Below are 14,555 nucleotides of genomic sequence, written 5' to 3'. Positions count from 1 at the left end.
TCCGGCCTACCGTGCCCGGCATGGCGTCCGCGGAGCTGCACGTCCCCGTCCACCCCGTCCGGTTCGTCACCGCGGCGAGCCTGTTCGACGGGCACGACGCGGCGATCAACGTCATGCGCCGGCTGCTGCAGAGCCAGGGCGCGGAGGTCGTGCACCTGGGCCACGACCGGTCGGTCGACGCCGTCGTCCGGGCCGCGCTCGAGGAGGACGCGCAGGGCGTCGCGATCTCCTCCTACCAGGGCGGGCACGTCGAGTACTTCGGCTACCTGGTCGACCGGCTGCGCGAGGCCGGGGCGGGTCACGTGCAGGTGTTCGGCGGCGGCGGGGGCGTGATCGTGCCCGACGAGATCGCCGCGCTGCGCGAGCGGGGCGTGCGCATCTTCAGCCCCGAGGACGGCGCCCGCCTGGGCCTGCCCGGGATGATCAACGAGCTGATCGCGTCCTGCGACGTCGACCTCACCGAGCAGCGGCCCGACGTCGACGCGCTGCTCACCGGCGACCCGCGGGCGCTGGCCCGGGCGATCACCGTGCTGGAGGCCGGCGCCGACGACGAGCTGGCCGCCCGCGTCCGCGAGGCCGCCGCCGGGCGCACCGTGCCGGTCCTCGGCATCACCGGCACCGGCGGCTCGGGCAAGTCCTCGCTCACCGACGAGCTGCTGCGCCGGCTGCGCCGCGACCAGGAGGACAAGCTGCGGGTCGCCGTCGTCGCGGTCGACCCCACCCGGCGGCGCGGCGGCGGCGCGCTGCTCGGCGACCGGATCCGGATGAACGCGCTGGAGTCCGGCGAGGGCTCGCACACCTTCTTCCGCTCGATGGCCACCCGCACGGCCGGCGCGCAGGTGCCGGGGCACCTGGACGACGTGCTCGCCGCGGTGAAGGCGGCCGGGTTCGACCTGGTGATCGTCGAGACGCCGGGCATCGGGCAGGGCGACGCCGCGATCGTGCCGTTCAGCGACGTCTCGCTCTACGTCATGACGCCGGAGTTCGGCGCCGCGTCGCAGCTCGAGAAGATCGACATGCTCGACCTCGCCGACGTCGTCGCGATCAACAAGTTCGAGCGCCGCGGCGCGGAGGACGCCCGCCGCGACGTCGCCCGGCAGATGGTGCGCAACCGCGAGGCCTTCGGGCAGCCGTGGGAGTCGATGCCGGTGTTCGGCACCAGCGCCGCCCGCTTCGACGACGACGGCGTCACCGCGCTGTACCAGGAGCTGCTGCGCCTGCTGGTCGACGAGGGCCTGCCCGCGGGCGCCGGCGTCCTGCCGCGGGTCGACGTCCGGGCCTCGACGGGGCTGTCGAGCGTGGTGCCGTCGTCGCGAGCGCGGTATCTCGCCGAGGTGGCCGACGCGGTGCGCGGCCACCACCGGGTGACCGAGGAGCAGGCCGCCGTCGTCCGGCGGCGCCAGCACCTGACCACCGCGGCCGAGGTGCTGGAGGGGGAGGCGGCGGACGCCGCCCGGGCGGCCGCCGAGGCCGCCGACCGGGAGCTGCTGCCCGAGGTGCGCACGCTGCTGGAGGAGTGGCCCGCGCGGGTGGAGCAGTACTCCGGCGACGAGTACGTCTACACGGTGCGCGGGAAGGAGATCCGCACGCCGCTGACCCGCGAGACCCTGTCCGGCACGAAGGTGCCGCGGGTGGCGCTGCCGCGCACGCAGGACTCCGCCGAGCTGCTGCGCTTCCTGCGGCGGGAGAACCTGCCCGGCGCGTTCCCGTACACGGCCGGCGTCTTCCCGTTCAAGCGGTCCGGTGAGGCCCCGGCGCGCATGTTCGCCGGCGAGGGCGACGCGTTCCGCACCAACCGCCGGTTCCGCGTGCTGTCGGCCGGCAACGAGGCCACCCGGCTGTCGACGGCGTTCGACTCGGTCACCCTCTACGGCCGCGACCCCGACCCGCGCCCCGACGTCTACGGCAAGGTCGGCACGTCCGGCGTCTCGATCGCGACGCTCGACGACATGCGGGTGCTCTACGACGGCTTCGACCTGTGCGCGCCCACGACGTCGGTGTCGATGACGATCAACGGGCCGGCGCCCGCGGTGCTCGCGATGTTCCTCAACACCGCGATCGAGCAGCGCCTGGACCGGTTCCGTGAGGAGGAGGGCCGCGAGCCCGACGCGGCCGAGGCCGACGAGATCCGCGCGTGGGTGCTGGCCAACGTCCGCGGCACGGTGCAGGCCGACATCCTCAAGGAGGACCAGGGCCAGAACACCTGCATCTTCTCCACCGAGTTCGCGCTGCGCTGCATGGCCGACATCCAGGCCTGGTTCATCGAGCACCGGGTGCGGAACTTCTACTCGGTCTCGATCTCCGGCTACCACATCGCCGAGGCCGGGGCGAACCCCATCAGCCAGCTCGCCTTCACCCTCGCGAACGGGTTCACCTACGTCGAGGCGTACCTGGCGCGGGGGATGTCGATCGACGACTTCGCGCCGAACCTGTCGTTCTTCTTCAGCAACGGCATGGACGCCGAGTACACGGTGATCGGCCGGGTGGCGCGGCGGATCTGGGCGGTGGCGATGCGCGACCGCTACGGCGCCAACGCCCGCTCCCAGCAGCTGAAGTACCACGTGCAGACCTCGGGCCGGTCGCTGCACGCGCAGGAGATGGACTTCAACGACATCCGGACGACGCTGCAGGCGCTGTGCGCGATCTACGACAACGCCAACTCGCTGCACACCAACGCCTACGACGAGGCCGTGACGACGCCGTCGGAGCACTCGGTGCGCCGGGCGCTGGCGATCCAGATGATCATCGACCGGGAGTGGGGCCTCGCCGGCAACGAGAACCCGCTGCAGGGCGCGGCCGTCGTCGACGAGCTCACCGACCTCGTGGAGGAGGCCGTGCTCGCGGAGTTCGACCGGATCGCCGAGCGCGGCGGCGTGCTCGGCGCCATGGAGACCGGCTACCAGCGCGGCAAGATCCAGGACGAGTCGATGCTCTACGAGCACCGCAAGCACGACGGCTCGCTGCCGATCGTCGGCGTCAACACCTTCCTCGACCCGCACCGGGACTCCGCGCCGCCGAAGCCGGTCGAGCTCGCCCGGGCCACCGAGGACGAGAAGCAGTCGCAGCTGCAGCGGCTCGCGGACTTCCAGGCCCGGCACGCCGGCGAGGCGCCCGCCGCGCTGGCCGCGCTGCAGGAGGCGGCGACGTCGGGCGGCAACGTGTTCGCCGCGCTGATGGACGCCGTCCGGGTGTGCTCGCTCGGGCAGATCAGCGAGGCGTTCTTCGAGGTGGGTGGCCAGTACCGGCGCAATGTCTGATCGCGTGGGCCTCTCGCACGCGGGAGGCGCCCGGGACGACCTGGGCGAGCCGGTCCCGCTGACGGGGCCGGCGCGCCGGATCGTGTCGCTGGTGCCGTCGCTGACCGAGGCGTTCGCGGTGACGGTGCCCGACCGGCTCGTCGGCGCCACCGACTGGTGCACCCACCCCGCCGGCCTCGACGTGCCGCGGGTGCGGGGCACGAAGAACCCCGACCGGGCGGCGATCGCGGCACTGGAGCCCGACCTCGTCGTCTGCAACCGGGAGGAGAACCGACGCCTGGACGTCGACCGGCTGCGGGCGGCCGGCATCGCGGTGTGGGTGACGGTGATCGAGTCGGTGGACGAGGCGCTGGCGTCGATGCGCCGGCTGTTCACCGAGGCGCTGCGGGTGCCGGAGCCCGGGTGGCTGACGATCGCCGCGGCCGAGTGGGCGCGGCCGGTGCCGTCGCCGGCGCTGCGGTGCGCGGTGCCGGTGTGGCGGGACCCGTGGATGGTCGTGGGCCCGCGGACCTTCACCGGCGACGTGCTGGCCCGCCTCGGCCTGGTCAACGCGTTCGGGGAGGGGGAGGACCGCTACCCGCACGTGTCGGTGGACGACGTCCTCGCCGCGTGGCCCGACGTCGTCCTGCTGCCCGACGAGCCCTACGTGTTCACCGCGGACGACGGGCCGGAGGCGTTCCCGGGCGTGCGGTCGGTGCTGGTGTCGGGGCGGGCGCTGACCTGGTACGGGCCGTCGCTGGCGACCGCCCGCGCGGACCTGCTGGACGCCCTCGGCGACCGCTGATCCTGCGCGAGGCGCTCACGGCGCCCGGTACGGCGCGTAGCGGACCTCCCGGCCCCAGCGCCGCCAGCCGGGGAGCGGCAGCAGTCCCGGCAGGCAGCCCGCGTACCCGGTCTCGCCCACGACCTGCCCGTCCTCGAGGATCACCTCGACGCGGGACCGGGCCGGCGCGGACACCTCGCGCACCCTGCCGGCGACCGCGGCACGGACGACCCGCTCGAGGAACCCGACGTCCTCGGCCGTGCGGTCCAGCTCGAAGCGACCACCCCGGCCGAGCCGGCCGACCCACAGCAGGACCTCGTCCGCGAGCAGCAGCCACTGCACCGGCGTCGACCGCGGGTCGAGCGGGCGCAGGGTCCAGCTCGTCCCCGAGACGCCGGGGAGCTCCGCGGTCTCGACGGTCGCCCGGCCGGCGAGGTCGGTGGCCAGCCGGTCCGCCAGTGCGGTCAGCCGCGGGGCCACGCCGTCGTCACGGCCGGCGTCGTCCTGCACCGGGCCATCCTGCGTGAGGCGATGACAGCGTGCGCCGACGTGCAGCTCCGGGCGCTCCTGTTGCACCTCGGCGCACGGTGTCGGTCAGCACTCCAGGCCGCCCTCCGCGACTCCCACGTCGATGCAGTCCAGCCTGCCCGCGAAGGCGACCCGCTCGTCGGCGGTCAGGGCGCCCGGCTCGAACCGCACGACCATCCAGCCCGACACGTAGGCGTCGCCGGCGAAGCTGCGCCCGACGGCGAGGGCGTCGTCACGGTCGGGAAAGCGGTACAGGGTCAGGTCGTCGGCCCGCACCGCCTGGAAACAGGGCACCTCGTCGTCACAGAGCTCGTCGGTGGCCCAGCGCCCACCGGGGAGCGCGGGGTCGCCGACGAAGGACGCGAGGTCCACGTTCCGCCGGCTGCCGTTCTCGTCGAGCCAGTGCCACGCCTCGGAGCCGAGGACGCCGGCCGTGAGGCCGAGCGTCAGGCCGACGACGAGCCAGGTGGTCCGCTCGGTCACCGTGCCGGGAAGCCCGTCAGCCGAGGGCCCGGCGCATGAGCACCCGGGGGAAGCCGCCGGCGACGGCGTCGGTGTCGGCGGCCTTCGTGAAGCCGGCCGCCTCGAACAGCCTGCGGGTGCCGACGAAGGCCATCGTCGTGTCGACCCTCCGGTCGCCGCTGTCGGCCGGGTAGCCCTCGACGGCGGGCGCGCCGTGCGACGCCGCGTGGTCGACGGCGCCGCGCAGCAGCGCGTGGGCGATGCCCTGACCGCGGTGGCCCGGGCGCACGCGGACGCACCACAGCGACCACACCGGCAGGTCGTCGACGTGCGGGATCAGCCGGGAGCGCTGGAACGGCAGCTCGGACCGGGGCGCGACGGCGGCCCACCCGACCACCTCGCCGCCGTCGTAGGCGAGCACCCCGGGCGCGACCGGGCGGGTGGTCAGCTCGCGGACGTACTCGCGCCGGGCGGGCCCGACGAGCTCGCGGTTGGTGCGCGAGTCGACCCGGTGGCTCAGGCACCAGCAGACGCTGGAGTCCGGGTTCTTGGGCCCCAGCATCGTCGCGACGTCGTCGAACCGCTCGGCCGTCGCCGGCAGGACCTCGATGCCCACCGCGCCACGCTAGCGGCCGGCGCCGGGTCACCGGGTCCTGCGGAGGGTGAGTGTCAGGTCCTCCTCCCAGTCGCCCCCGTCGCGGGAGTAGGCGCCGCGCAGCGTGAGCTCGTCGCCGGTGAGGGAGCCGGTCGTCCGCTGCGCGAAGGCGGGGTCGTCGAGCCGGAGGTGCCACTCCCGCTCGTCGGCGTCGACGGCGTAGAGCCGGTGGACGCCGCGGGCGTCGAAGTAGTGCATCGCCAGCCGCCCGTCCACGACGCCGATGACGGCCAGGGCGTCGGGGACCTGCGGGTGCTCGGAGGAGGAGCGCCAGGTGAGGAAGTGCCCGCTCTCCAGCCACGCGAACTCCGCCCGCCCGCGGACGACCTCACCGGGCAGCAGCGGATGGGTGCCCTCGGTCGTCCACGTCCCGGTGAGCGCCTGCAGGTGCTGCAGCCGCTCCTCCGGCGTCGCGTCGTGCATGCCGCCTCCTCCCGCTCAGCGTCCCGGCGCGACGCCCGCCAGGAACCGCTCGACGATCGCCGTCCACCGCTCGCGGGCGGCGTCGTTGTCCTCGAGCGTCGCCAGTCCCATCTGGGTGGCCACGAGCGACGCCGTCCCGTTCTTCTTCGGCTCGCTGGTGACGACGACCGACGAGCCGTCGACGGCCCGCGTCCGCCAGGTGATGCGCCGGTCGGTGCCGCTGACCTTGAGGTCGCCGCCCGCGACGATCTCCTGCACCGCCGCGTCGGCGTCGGCGAAGGCGCGCCAGCGCTCCATGAGGTCGGCCATGGGCAGCGGCGTCGCGCGGCTGACGCTGGTCTGGAAGGTGCCGTCGGAGCGCTGCCCCGGGACGCGCCGGCCGATGTGGTGCTCGTAGGCGACGGTCACCGACTGCGTCCACCAGCCGCGCTGCGCGAACCCGTCGCCGAGCTCCTCGTAGACGTGCAGCGCGATGGCCCCGTGGTCGAGACCGGGCGCGCCGATGCCGTCCATGAACGCCAGCCACTCGTCCCAGGTGCGCCCGGTGGTCCGCTCGATCGGCCCGATGCGGGGGTTGACCGCCATGCCGGCGATCCTGCCGGACGTCGCGGTGTGCGCCGCGTGTCGACGTGCTGCTGTCTCCCGGCCACCGAGACGACGACAGGTCGACGACGGGCGCCGCGCCTGCTTCTGCGGTGTTCTTCGTGCTCCTGCGGTGCTGCAGGGCCGCAGGACCACGGGCAACACCGCAGGAGTGGGCGTCAGGCGGCGACCGGGCCGCCGCCGAGGCCGACCTCGTTGCCGTCGGGGTCGCGGTAGGTCACCTTCCGCACGCCGTTGTCGTAGGTCTCGCGCTGCGCCGGCTCGAGACCGCGGTCGGCGATCGCGGCCACCCGCTCGTCGAGGTCGTAGACGAACAGCGTGACCATCGAGTGGCCGGCGTCCTCCGGCTCCAGCTCGACGTAGACGTAGCGGTGCTCGGCGACCTCCCACACCGCCTCGACGTCGTTGGGCAGGAACGAGGGCTCCGCGCCGAACAGCCGCCCGTACCAGTCGAGGGCGCGCGGCAGGTCGCTGACGGGGACGCCCGCGAAGAGCTCGACGGTCATGCCGGGACGCTAGGCGACCGCGGGCCTCGCCGGACGGCAGAGGCGCAGGATGGGCGGCATGCCGCGGCTGCTCGTCGTCCACCACACGCCCTCACCGAACCTGCAGGCCGTGCTCGAGGCGGCCCGGGAGGGCGTGGCGATGGTCGAGGAGGCCGAGCTCGTCGAGCGCCCGGCGCTGTCGGCCGGGCCCGCCGACCTGCTCGCCGCCGACGGCGTCCTGCTCGGCACCCCGGCCAACATCGGCTACATGAGCGGCGCGCTCAAGCACTTCTTCGACACCGTCTACTACCCGTGCCTCGACGCCACCGTCGGCCTGCCCTTCGGCGTCTGGGTGCACGGCGGCGACGACACCGCCGGCGCGCTCCGGGCCATCACCACGATCACCGGCGCGCTGCGGTGGAAGCAGGTCGCCGCGCCGCTGAGCCTCACCGGCGCCCCGTCGAAGGACGACCTGGAGGCGGTCCGCGAGCTCGCCGCCACCGTGGCGGTGAGCCTGGAGGAGCGCTGAGTCCTAGCCTGCGACGGTGAGCACCCGTCTCGTCGTCATCGGGGGCGACGCCGCCGGCGGCAGCGCCGCGTCCCAGGCCAAGAAGCGGCGCCCCGACCTCGACGTCGTCATGTTCGAGCGCGGCCGCGCCACCTCCTACTCCGCCTGCGGGATCCCGTACTGGATCTCCGGCACCGTCGACAGCGAGGCGCAGCTGATCGCGCGCACGCCCGAGCAGCACCGCGCCGCCGGCCTCGACGTCCGCATGCGCACCGAGGTCGTCGGCATCGATCCCGACAAGGGCGTCGTGCACTGGCGGGACCTCGACGGCGGCGCCGAGGGCACCGAGCCCTACGACGACCTCGTCTACGCCACCGGCAGCGTGCCGATGCGCCCGCCGGTCGAGGGCATCGACGCGAAGGGCGTCTACGGCGTCCAGGTGCTCGACGACGGCGTCGCGCTGCGCGCCGAGCTCGACGGCGGGCGGGTGCAGAGGGTGGTCGTCGTCGGCGGCGGCTACATCGGCCTGGAGATCGCGGAGGCCTGCCGGGTGCGCGGCCTCGACGTCACCGTGGTCGACCGGTCGCCGCAGCCGGTGGGCACCTTCGACCCCGACGTCGGCCGGTTCATCGCCGACGCCGTCCGCGGCGAGGGCATCGAGCTCGTCCTCGGCGACGGCGTCTCGGGCATCGACGTCGGCCCCGACGGGCGGGCGCGGGCGGTGGTGACGGCGAGCGGCCGGGAGCTGCCCGCCGACCTCGTCGTCCTCGGGCTCGGGGTGCGGCCCGACGTGCGGCTGGCGGAGGAGGCGGGCATCCCGCTCGGCACCTCCGGCGGCATCGCCGTCGACCAGCGCATGCGCACCCAGGTGCCCGGCGTCTGGGCGGCCGGCGACTGCGTCGAGTCGGTGCACCGGCTCTCGCGGCAGCGGGTCGTCGTCGCGCTGGGCACGCACGCCAACAAGCAGGGGCGGGTGGCCGGCATCAACATCGGCGGCGGCTACGCCACGTTCCCCGGCGTCATCGGGACGGCGGTCACCAAGATCTGCGCCGTCGAGGCCGCCCGCACCGGGCTGGCCGAGGCGGAAGCCGAGCTGGCCGGCTACTCGTTCGTCACCGCCGCCGTCGACTCGACCACCACCGCCGGGTACATGCCGAACGCGGCGCCGATCCGGGTCAAGATGATCGCCGAGCGGCGCAGCGGGCGGCTGCTCGGCGCCCAGGTGGTCGGGCAGAACGGCGCGGCCAAGCGCATCGACGCCCTGGCCATCTGCATCTGGAACGAGATGACCGTCGACGAGGTGCTCTCCCTCGACCTGTCCTACGCGCCGCCGTTCGCCCCGGTGTGGGACCCGGTGCTCATCGCCGCGCGCAAGGCGTTCGAGGCGGTGGAGGCCGACACCCGCGGCTGACTCACCGGGGCAGGGCGGCGGCGATCCGCTCGACGAGGGCGGTGAGCACCGGCTCGGGCGTCGCCAGGTTCACCCGGACGGCGCCCACCCCGGCCTGCCCGCAGCAGCCGCCGTCGACCACCGCGACCCCGGCCCGCTCCAGCAGCAGGTCGCCGGCCCCGGGCACCCCGAGCTCCAGCCAGGCGAGGTAGGTGCCCTCCGGCGGCCGGTGCCGGGCGTGCGGGAGCGACGCGGCCACCAGGTCCGCGAACAGCCGGCGGTGCCGGTCGAGAACGGCGATCGTGTCGTCGAGCCAGCCGACGCCGTCGCGGTAGGCGGCGGTGTTGGCGACGGCGCCCGGCGTCGAGCAGCCGTGCTCCACCGGGTAGCCGACCTCTGCCCACAGCCGCGCGTCCGCCTCGTTCGACAGCACCAGCTGCGCGCACTTGAGTCCGGCGAGGTCCCACGCCTTCGACGCGCTGGTGGCGGTGAACGCCTGCGCGGCCGTGGTCTCCGACAGCGACGCGTAGGGCACGTGCCGGTGCCCGGGGAAGACCAGCGGCGCGTGCACCTCGTCGGCGAACACCCGGCCACCGTGCCGGTCGACCACCTCGGCGATCGCCAGCATCTCCGCGGGCTCCAGCACGCGGCCGACCGGGTTGTGCGGGTTGCACAGCACCAGCAGGTGCCCGCCGGCGCGGAAGGCGGCGTCGAGCGCGTCGAGGTCGTACACGAACCGGTCGCCGTCGCGGGCCATGGGCACCTCGAGCACCTCGCGGCCCAGCGCCGGCGGCACCTCCAGGAAGGGCATGTAGGCCGGCGTCGGCAGCACCACCGGCGAGCCGGCCGGCGTCAGGTGGGTGATCGCCGCCGACAGCGCCGCCAGCACGTCGGGCAGCGGCCGCACCCGCTCCGGCGGGACGGTCCAGCCGTGCCGGTCGGCCAGGAACCCGGCGGTGGCCCGCGCCATGTCGTCGGCCAGCCAGTCGGGCAGGTAGCCGAACAGCCCGCGGTCGACGGCGTCGCGCAGCGCCTCGGTCACCGCAGGCGCCGTCCCGAGGTCGGACTCGGCCACCCACGCGCCGAGCGCCTCCGGGTAGCGCGTCCACTTCAGGCTGCCGCGCCCGCGCAGGCGCTCGACCAGGGCGTCGTCCACGGCGTCGTCCACGGCGTCGTCCACGGCGTCGTCCACCCGGTGATCGTGCCCCGGCTCAGCGCTCCATGCTCGGGTCGCGCGCCAGGTGCGGGTCCGGGGGCCCGGTCGGATCCTCGGCCAGCCAGCGCGCGGTGCCCCCGGGGTCGCGGTCGGCGAAGGCGTCGAGCAGCGCCTCGCGGAGACGCACCTCGCGCAGGCCCGCGGGGGCACCCTCGTCGAGCCGGTCCTGCACGGCGTGCCACTCGGCCAGCAGCCGGTCGGTCGGCGCCGAAGCCAGCGCCCGCCGCAGCGCGGCCTCGCCGGTGGGCAGCCCGCCGCGCCCGGCCTCCTCGCCGGCCAGCCAGCTGCTGAAGACCGCCGTCCCGAGGACGAGCAGGAGCAGGGTCAGCAGGCCGCCGACCTCGCGCAGCGCCGCGGCGCCGGCGACGACCGCCGGGCCCAGCCCCGCGAGCGCCGCGCCGGGCACGGGGTGCGGCAGCTCGGGCAGGACGTCGCCGCACGCCCGGTGCAGCCAGACCAGGACCAGGCCGGCCATCGCGGCGAGCACGGCGCCCCACCCGAGCACCGGCAGGCCCCCGGCGAGGGCCCCGGCGGCGACGAGCGGCACGCAGGCGACGGCGGCGGCGGCGCGGGCGGTCCCGCGCAGCAGCCGGTCGCGGGTCGGACGGGACACGGGGGACCTCCTCGTCGGCGGCGTCCCCTCCGACCTTCCCGCGCCGGCGGGCCCCCTCCCACCGGGGGAGCCATCCGTCACGGGATCGTCACGTGCGCCGTCCGCGGCGGGCCGACCTGGCAGGGTGCGGGGCGTGGAGCTGCTGGTCGTGGTCAACCGGGGTGCCGGGAGCGCCGGCGAGGAACGGCTCGCCCGGGCGCTGGAGGTGCTGCGCCGCGGGGCCGGCGTGGAGGTCGCCGTCACCGGCAGCCCCAGCGAACTCGACGACGTCGTCGCCGCCCGGGGCACCCGCCGGCTGGTGGTGGCCGGCGGTGACGGGTCGGTGTCGGCGGTCGTCGCCGCGCTCGACCGGGCCGGGGACCTCGGCGACCCGCTCGGCGTCGTCCCGCTGGGCACCGGCAACGACCTGGCCGGGGCCCTCGGGCTGCCCGACGACCCGGGCGCGGCCGCACGGGTGGTCCTCGAGGGCACCCCGCGCCACCTCGACCTGCTCCGGGACGACGCCGGCGGCGTGGTGGTCAACGCCGTGCACGCGGGCATCGGGGTGCGGGCCGCCGGCGAGGCCGCGCGGCTCAAGGACCGCCTCGGCGCGCTGGCCTACCCCGTCGGTGCGGCGCTGGCCGGCACCGGCCCGGGGGAGGCGCTGCGGGTCGCCGTCGACGGCGCCGTGGTCACCGTGCCCGACGGCCGCGCCGCCGACGGGGACACCCCGCTGCTCATGGTCGGCGTCTGCAACGGCCCGACGATCGGCGGCGGCACCGCGCTCGCCCCCGGCGCCGACCCGGGCGACGGCCTGGCCGACGTCGTCGTCAGCGCCGCCACCGGCCCGGCCGCCCGGGTGGCGTTCGCCGCCGCGCTGCTGGCCGGCCGGCACGGCGACCGCGACGACGTCGTGGTCGTGCGCGGGCGGGAGGTCACGGTGTCGGGCGGCCCGGTGGGGCTCGACGCCGACGGCGACCTGCTCGACCCGGTGCCGTCCCGCACCTGGCGGGTGCAGCCCGGCGCCTGGTCCGTCCCGCTGCCGGTCGCGCTGCCGGGGTCAGCCGGCCGGTGACCAGCCGAGCAGCGGGCCCAGGCGCTGCACCATGTCGGTGAGCACCTGCTCGTAGTCGGCCTCGCCGAAGCTGAACGGCAGCGCGAAGACCACCTCGGTCACCTCGCGGAACCCGGCGTGCGCGTACAGCGCCTCGGCGATCTGCTCCGAGGTGCCCAGCAGGTCGGGGGCGAACAGCATCCCGGCCGGGCCCTGCGGGCTGCGGGTGCGCGGCGTGCGGGCCTCGACGTAGGCGGCGTACCGCGCGCGCTGCTCGCCGGTGGCGGAGTCGGTGGGGATCACGACCAGGCCCTGCGACACCCGGCCGGTGCCGCCGGCGTCACGGTAGGCGCGGATCTGCGCGGCCTGGACCTCGGCGAAGTCGGTCGAGCCGCCCTCGGCCCGGGTGACGCTGCTGGTCAGCAGGTTCATCCCGGCCTGCCCGGCCCACTGCGCCGAGCGGGTGCTGCCGCCGCCGTACCAGAGCCGGCCGCGCAGGCCGGGGGAGTGCGGCTGCACCCGGTCGGACCACTCCTCGACGACGCCCTCGCGGCCGGCGAACGACGCCGCGGGTTCCCCGGCGACCAGCCGCAGCAGCCGCTCGACGCGGCCGTAGCCGAGGTCCTCGACGTCGGCGGTGTCCGGGTAGAGCGCGCCCCTCACGTCGTCCCAGTGCATCGGCGGGCCCACGCTGACGCCGGGGTTCAGCCGGCCGCCGGCGAGGACGTCGACGGTGGCGAGGTCCTCGGCCAGCCGCAGCGGGTTCTCCCACGCCAGCGGCGTGACCGCGGTGCCGAGCGCGATGCGGGAGGTGCGCTGGCTCAGCGCCGCCAGGACGGCGACCGGCGAGGAGATGCCGTACTGCAGGTGCCGGTGCCGCAGCCAGGCGCTGTCGAAGCCGAGCCGCTCCCCGAGCTCGACCATCCGCAGCGTCGCCTCGTGCCCGGCGGCCGGGTCGGCCGGGTCGAACGTGCCGAGGGTCAGGAAGCCGAGGTGCTCGAGCGGGGTGCCGGGGGCGGGCATGGGGCCGATCCTGCCCGCCCCCGGCGTGCCCTCAGACGGCGGGCTTGTCGGGATCGGTCAGCCAGTCGCGGAAGAGGTCGTCGAGCTGCCGGCCGCTGACCTCCTCGGCGAGGGCCAGCAGGTCGGCCGTGGTGACGTTCGAGTCGGCGTTGTCGCGGACCCAGCTCCGCAGCAGCTCGCCGAAGGCCGCGTCGCCGATGGTCCGCTGGAGGGCGACGAGGAACGCCGCGCCGCGGTCGTAGACGGCCTCGGCGAAGAGGTTCTCCGCGCCGGGGTCGGTGAGCGACACGGTCCAGAACTCGTCGCCCGCCGGGATGGCCGCGACCCGCGCGTATTGCTGCGCCAGGTAGCCCGCCCTGCGGCTCTCGCTCCACCGCCACTGCAGGTAGGTGGCGAAGCCCTCGTTGAGCCAGATGTCGGCCCACGTCGTCGGGCTGACGCTGTTGCCGACCCACTGGTGGGCCAGCTCGTGCGCCACGGTGGTCTGGCTCGCCACGCCGGAGTACACCGGCCGGGTCTGGGTCTCCAGGGCGTACCCGACGCTGTCCTCGTCGACGATCGCGCCGAACGAGCTGAACGGGTACTCGCCGAGCAGGCCCTCGAAGAAGGCGACCATCTGCGGCTGCAGCGCCAGGCTGGCCGCGGTGGTGGCCGCCCGGGAGGGGCTCAGGCCCGTCTCGACGTAGTTCAGGATCGGCAGCCCGTCCGGCCCGGTCTGCGTGGTCGCGGTGTAGTCGCCGATCGACGCCGTCGCCAGGTAGCTGGCCATCGGGTCGTCGGCCGACCAGGTCCACGTCGTGCGCCCGCCGCTGGTGACCGGGGCACCGACCGGCTCGCCGTTGGCGATCGCCGTCTTGCCCTCGGGCACGGTGATCCGGAAGTCGTAGGTGGCCTTGTCGGTGGGGACGTCGTTGACCGGGAACCAGGTCGGGGCTCCCTCGGCCTCGTTCGCCACCAGCACGCCGTCGGCGAAGGTCACCCAGCCGTACTGGGCGCCGGTGTTGTCCAGCGGCTGCCCCGGGTAGCCGCTGTAGACGACGGTGACCCGGTGGTCCGTGCCGGCCTTGAGCTTCGGCGCGACGGTGACCACCAGCTCGCCGCCGCGGCCGTCGGGGCCCGGGGGGAGCTGGGTGAAGCGGGCCGGCTTGCCGTCGACCAGGACCGACGACGCCGTGAGCCCGCGCAGGTCGAGGGAGAAGCTCGCCAGGTCCTGGGTGGCCCGGAGGCTGACGACGGCGGTGCCGTCGAGGCGGCCGTCGGCGTACCAGGACAGGCCGAGGTCGTAGTGCTGGACGTCGTAGCCGCCGTTGCCGGCGGCGGGGAAGTACGGGTCGCCGCCGGAGGTGCTCCCGTCGGTGTAGCGCGGCGTGCCCGGCGCACCGGGTGCCGCGGAGGCGGGGCCCGCGACGGCGACGAGGGAGGCGGCCGCGACGAGCGCGGCGGCGGTGCGGACGGTCGGACGGATGCGCATGCAGGTCCTCTCCGAGGGGCCCGGGTCGGGCCGGATCGGGTCACCGTAGGAGGCGCACGTTCGCGGCTCATTCCCGGGAGGTGTCCCGCAACATCCCCGAATTCGTTGCGTCCGCGTGACCTGCG

The 14,555-nt window shown here is 75.4% G+C and carries 15 protein-coding genes; 5 read left to right on the top strand and 10 right to left on the bottom strand.

All coding sequences use genetic code 11. The features are described 5' to 3' along the window. Window positions 1–20: 20 nt before the first annotated feature. Together icmF and WA616_RS02810 are read left to right on the top strand one after the other, a co-directional pair. On the top strand, window positions 21–3,257 hold the full coding sequence (gene icmF, locus WA616_RS02815; protein WP_336027127.1) for a fused isobutyryl-CoA mutase/GTPase IcmF: 3,237 nt from the start codon (window positions 21–23) through the stop codon (window positions 3,255–3,257). 4 nt (window positions 3,258–3,261) lie between these two features. Continuing rightward, window positions 3,262–4,041: a helical backbone metal receptor gene (locus WA616_RS02810; protein WP_442901965.1), complete on the top strand. Its 780-nt coding sequence runs from the start codon at window positions 3,262–3,264 to the stop codon at window positions 4,039–4,041. Window positions 4,042–4,056: 15 nt separating this feature from the next. Here WA616_RS02810 and WA616_RS02805 read toward each other — a convergent pair whose 3' ends face one another. From WA616_RS02805 to WA616_RS02780, 6 genes are all read right to left on the bottom strand, one after another. After that, window positions 4,057–4,530, bottom strand: coding sequence for a hypothetical protein (locus WA616_RS02805; protein ID WP_336027125.1), 474 nt, complete (start codon window positions 4,528–4,530; stop codon window positions 4,057–4,059). A gap of 84 nt (window positions 4,531–4,614) precedes the next feature. After that, complete coding sequence (locus tag WA616_RS02800) at window positions 4,615–5,031, bottom strand: hypothetical protein (protein ID WP_336027124.1); 417 nt, start codon at window positions 5,029–5,031, stop codon at window positions 4,615–4,617. Window positions 5,032–5,047: 16 nt separating this feature from the next. Then, complete coding sequence (locus tag WA616_RS02795; protein WP_336027122.1) at window positions 5,048–5,626, bottom strand: GNAT family N-acetyltransferase; 579 nt, start codon at window positions 5,624–5,626, stop codon at window positions 5,048–5,050. Window positions 5,627–5,653: 27 nt separating this feature from the next. After that, the gene (locus WA616_RS02790) at window positions 5,654–6,088 is read right to left on the bottom strand and encodes a hypothetical protein (protein ID WP_336027120.1); all 435 of its coding nucleotides are present in this window, start codon (window positions 6,086–6,088) and stop codon (window positions 5,654–5,656) included. A 15-nt stretch (window positions 6,089–6,103) separates the two neighbouring features. Continuing rightward, the gene (locus WA616_RS02785; protein ID WP_336027119.1) at window positions 6,104–6,673 is read right to left on the bottom strand and encodes a hypothetical protein; all 570 of its coding nucleotides are present in this window, start codon (window positions 6,671–6,673) and stop codon (window positions 6,104–6,106) included. 176 nt (window positions 6,674–6,849) lie between these two features. Next, the gene (locus WA616_RS02780) at window positions 6,850–7,197 is read right to left on the bottom strand and encodes a VOC family protein (RefSeq protein WP_336027118.1); all 348 of its coding nucleotides are present in this window, start codon (window positions 7,195–7,197) and stop codon (window positions 6,850–6,852) included. Window positions 7,198–7,255: 58 nt separating this feature from the next. Here WA616_RS02780 and WA616_RS02775 point away from each other — a divergent pair, with 58 nt between their 5' ends. Beyond that, the gene (locus tag WA616_RS02775; RefSeq protein WP_336027116.1) at window positions 7,256–7,705 is read left to right on the top strand and encodes a flavodoxin family protein; all 450 of its coding nucleotides are present in this window, start codon (window positions 7,256–7,258) and stop codon (window positions 7,703–7,705) included. A gap of 16 nt (window positions 7,706–7,721) precedes the next feature. Then, on the top strand, window positions 7,722–9,095 hold the full coding sequence (locus tag WA616_RS02770) for an FAD-dependent oxidoreductase (protein ID WP_336027113.1): 1,374 nt from the start codon (window positions 7,722–7,724) through the stop codon (window positions 9,093–9,095). A 1-nt stretch (window position 9,096) separates the two neighbouring features. On the opposite strand, the gene WA616_RS02765 is transcribed toward WA616_RS02770, so the two are convergent. Next, a complete protein-coding gene (locus tag WA616_RS02765) occupies window positions 9,097–10,266 on the bottom strand; it encodes a MalY/PatB family protein (RefSeq protein ID WP_336027110.1) in 1,170 nt (389 codons plus the stop codon). Between the two features lie 19 nt (window positions 10,267–10,285). Continuing rightward, a complete protein-coding gene (locus WA616_RS02760; RefSeq protein ID WP_336027109.1) occupies window positions 10,286–10,903 on the bottom strand; it encodes a hypothetical protein in 618 nt (205 codons plus the stop codon). A 133-nt stretch (window positions 10,904–11,036) separates the two neighbouring features. On the opposite strand from WA616_RS02760, the gene WA616_RS02755 reads away from it, so the two are divergent. Continuing rightward, on the top strand, window positions 11,037–11,957 hold the full coding sequence (locus tag WA616_RS02755) for a diacylglycerol/lipid kinase family protein (RefSeq protein WP_336027107.1): 921 nt from the start codon (window positions 11,037–11,039) through the stop codon (window positions 11,955–11,957). On the opposite strand, the gene WA616_RS02750 is transcribed toward WA616_RS02755, so the two are convergent. Beyond that, on the bottom strand, window positions 11,943–12,959 hold the full coding sequence (locus WA616_RS02750) for an LLM class flavin-dependent oxidoreductase (protein ID WP_336027104.1): 1,017 nt from the start codon (window positions 12,957–12,959) through the stop codon (window positions 11,943–11,945). The two genes, WA616_RS02755 and WA616_RS02750, sit on opposite strands and share 15 nt — an antisense overlap. Before the next feature lie 31 nt (window positions 12,960–12,990). Beyond that, window positions 12,991–14,430: a M1 family metallopeptidase gene (locus tag WA616_RS02745; protein ID WP_336027102.1), complete on the bottom strand. Its 1,440-nt coding sequence runs from the start codon at window positions 14,428–14,430 to the stop codon at window positions 12,991–12,993. Window positions 14,431–14,555 lie beyond the last annotated feature (125 nt).

Source organism: Geodermatophilus sp. FMUSA9-8 (assembly GCF_037034165.1).
In the GTDB taxonomy this organism is placed as follows: domain Bacteria; phylum Actinomycetota; class Actinomycetes; order Mycobacteriales; family Geodermatophilaceae; genus Geodermatophilus; species Geodermatophilus nigrescens.
The sequence above is the reverse complement of the archived record's forward strand: the minus strand, read 5'-3'. Positions and strand labels throughout refer to the sequence as shown.

What these genes read in the sequence shown, in the direction of transcription:
- icmF (WP_336027127.1), top strand. Translation starts at nt 21, where the DNA reads ATGGCGTCCGCGGAGCTGCACGTCCCCGTCCACCCCGTCCGGTTCGTC.
- WA616_RS02750 (WP_336027104.1), bottom strand. Translation starts at nt 12,959, where the DNA reads ATGCCCGCCCCCGGCACCCCGCTCGAGCACCTCGGCTTCCTGACCCTC.
- WA616_RS02790 (WP_336027120.1), bottom strand. Translation starts at nt 6,088, where the DNA reads ATGCACGACGCGACGCCGGAGGAGCGGCTGCAGCACCTGCAGGCGCTC.
- WA616_RS02745 (WP_336027102.1), bottom strand. Translation starts at nt 14,430, where the DNA reads ATGCGCATCCGTCCGACCGTCCGCACCGCCGCCGCGCTCGTCGCGGCC.
- WA616_RS02775 (WP_336027116.1), top strand. Translation starts at nt 7,256, where the DNA reads ATGCCGCGGCTGCTCGTCGTCCACCACACGCCCTCACCGAACCTGCAG.
- WA616_RS02785 (WP_336027119.1), bottom strand. Translation starts at nt 6,673, where the DNA reads ATGGCGGTCAACCCCCGCATCGGGCCGATCGAGCGGACCACCGGGCGC.
- WA616_RS02780 (WP_336027118.1), bottom strand. Translation starts at nt 7,197, where the DNA reads ATGACCGTCGAGCTCTTCGCGGGCGTCCCCGTCAGCGACCTGCCGCGC.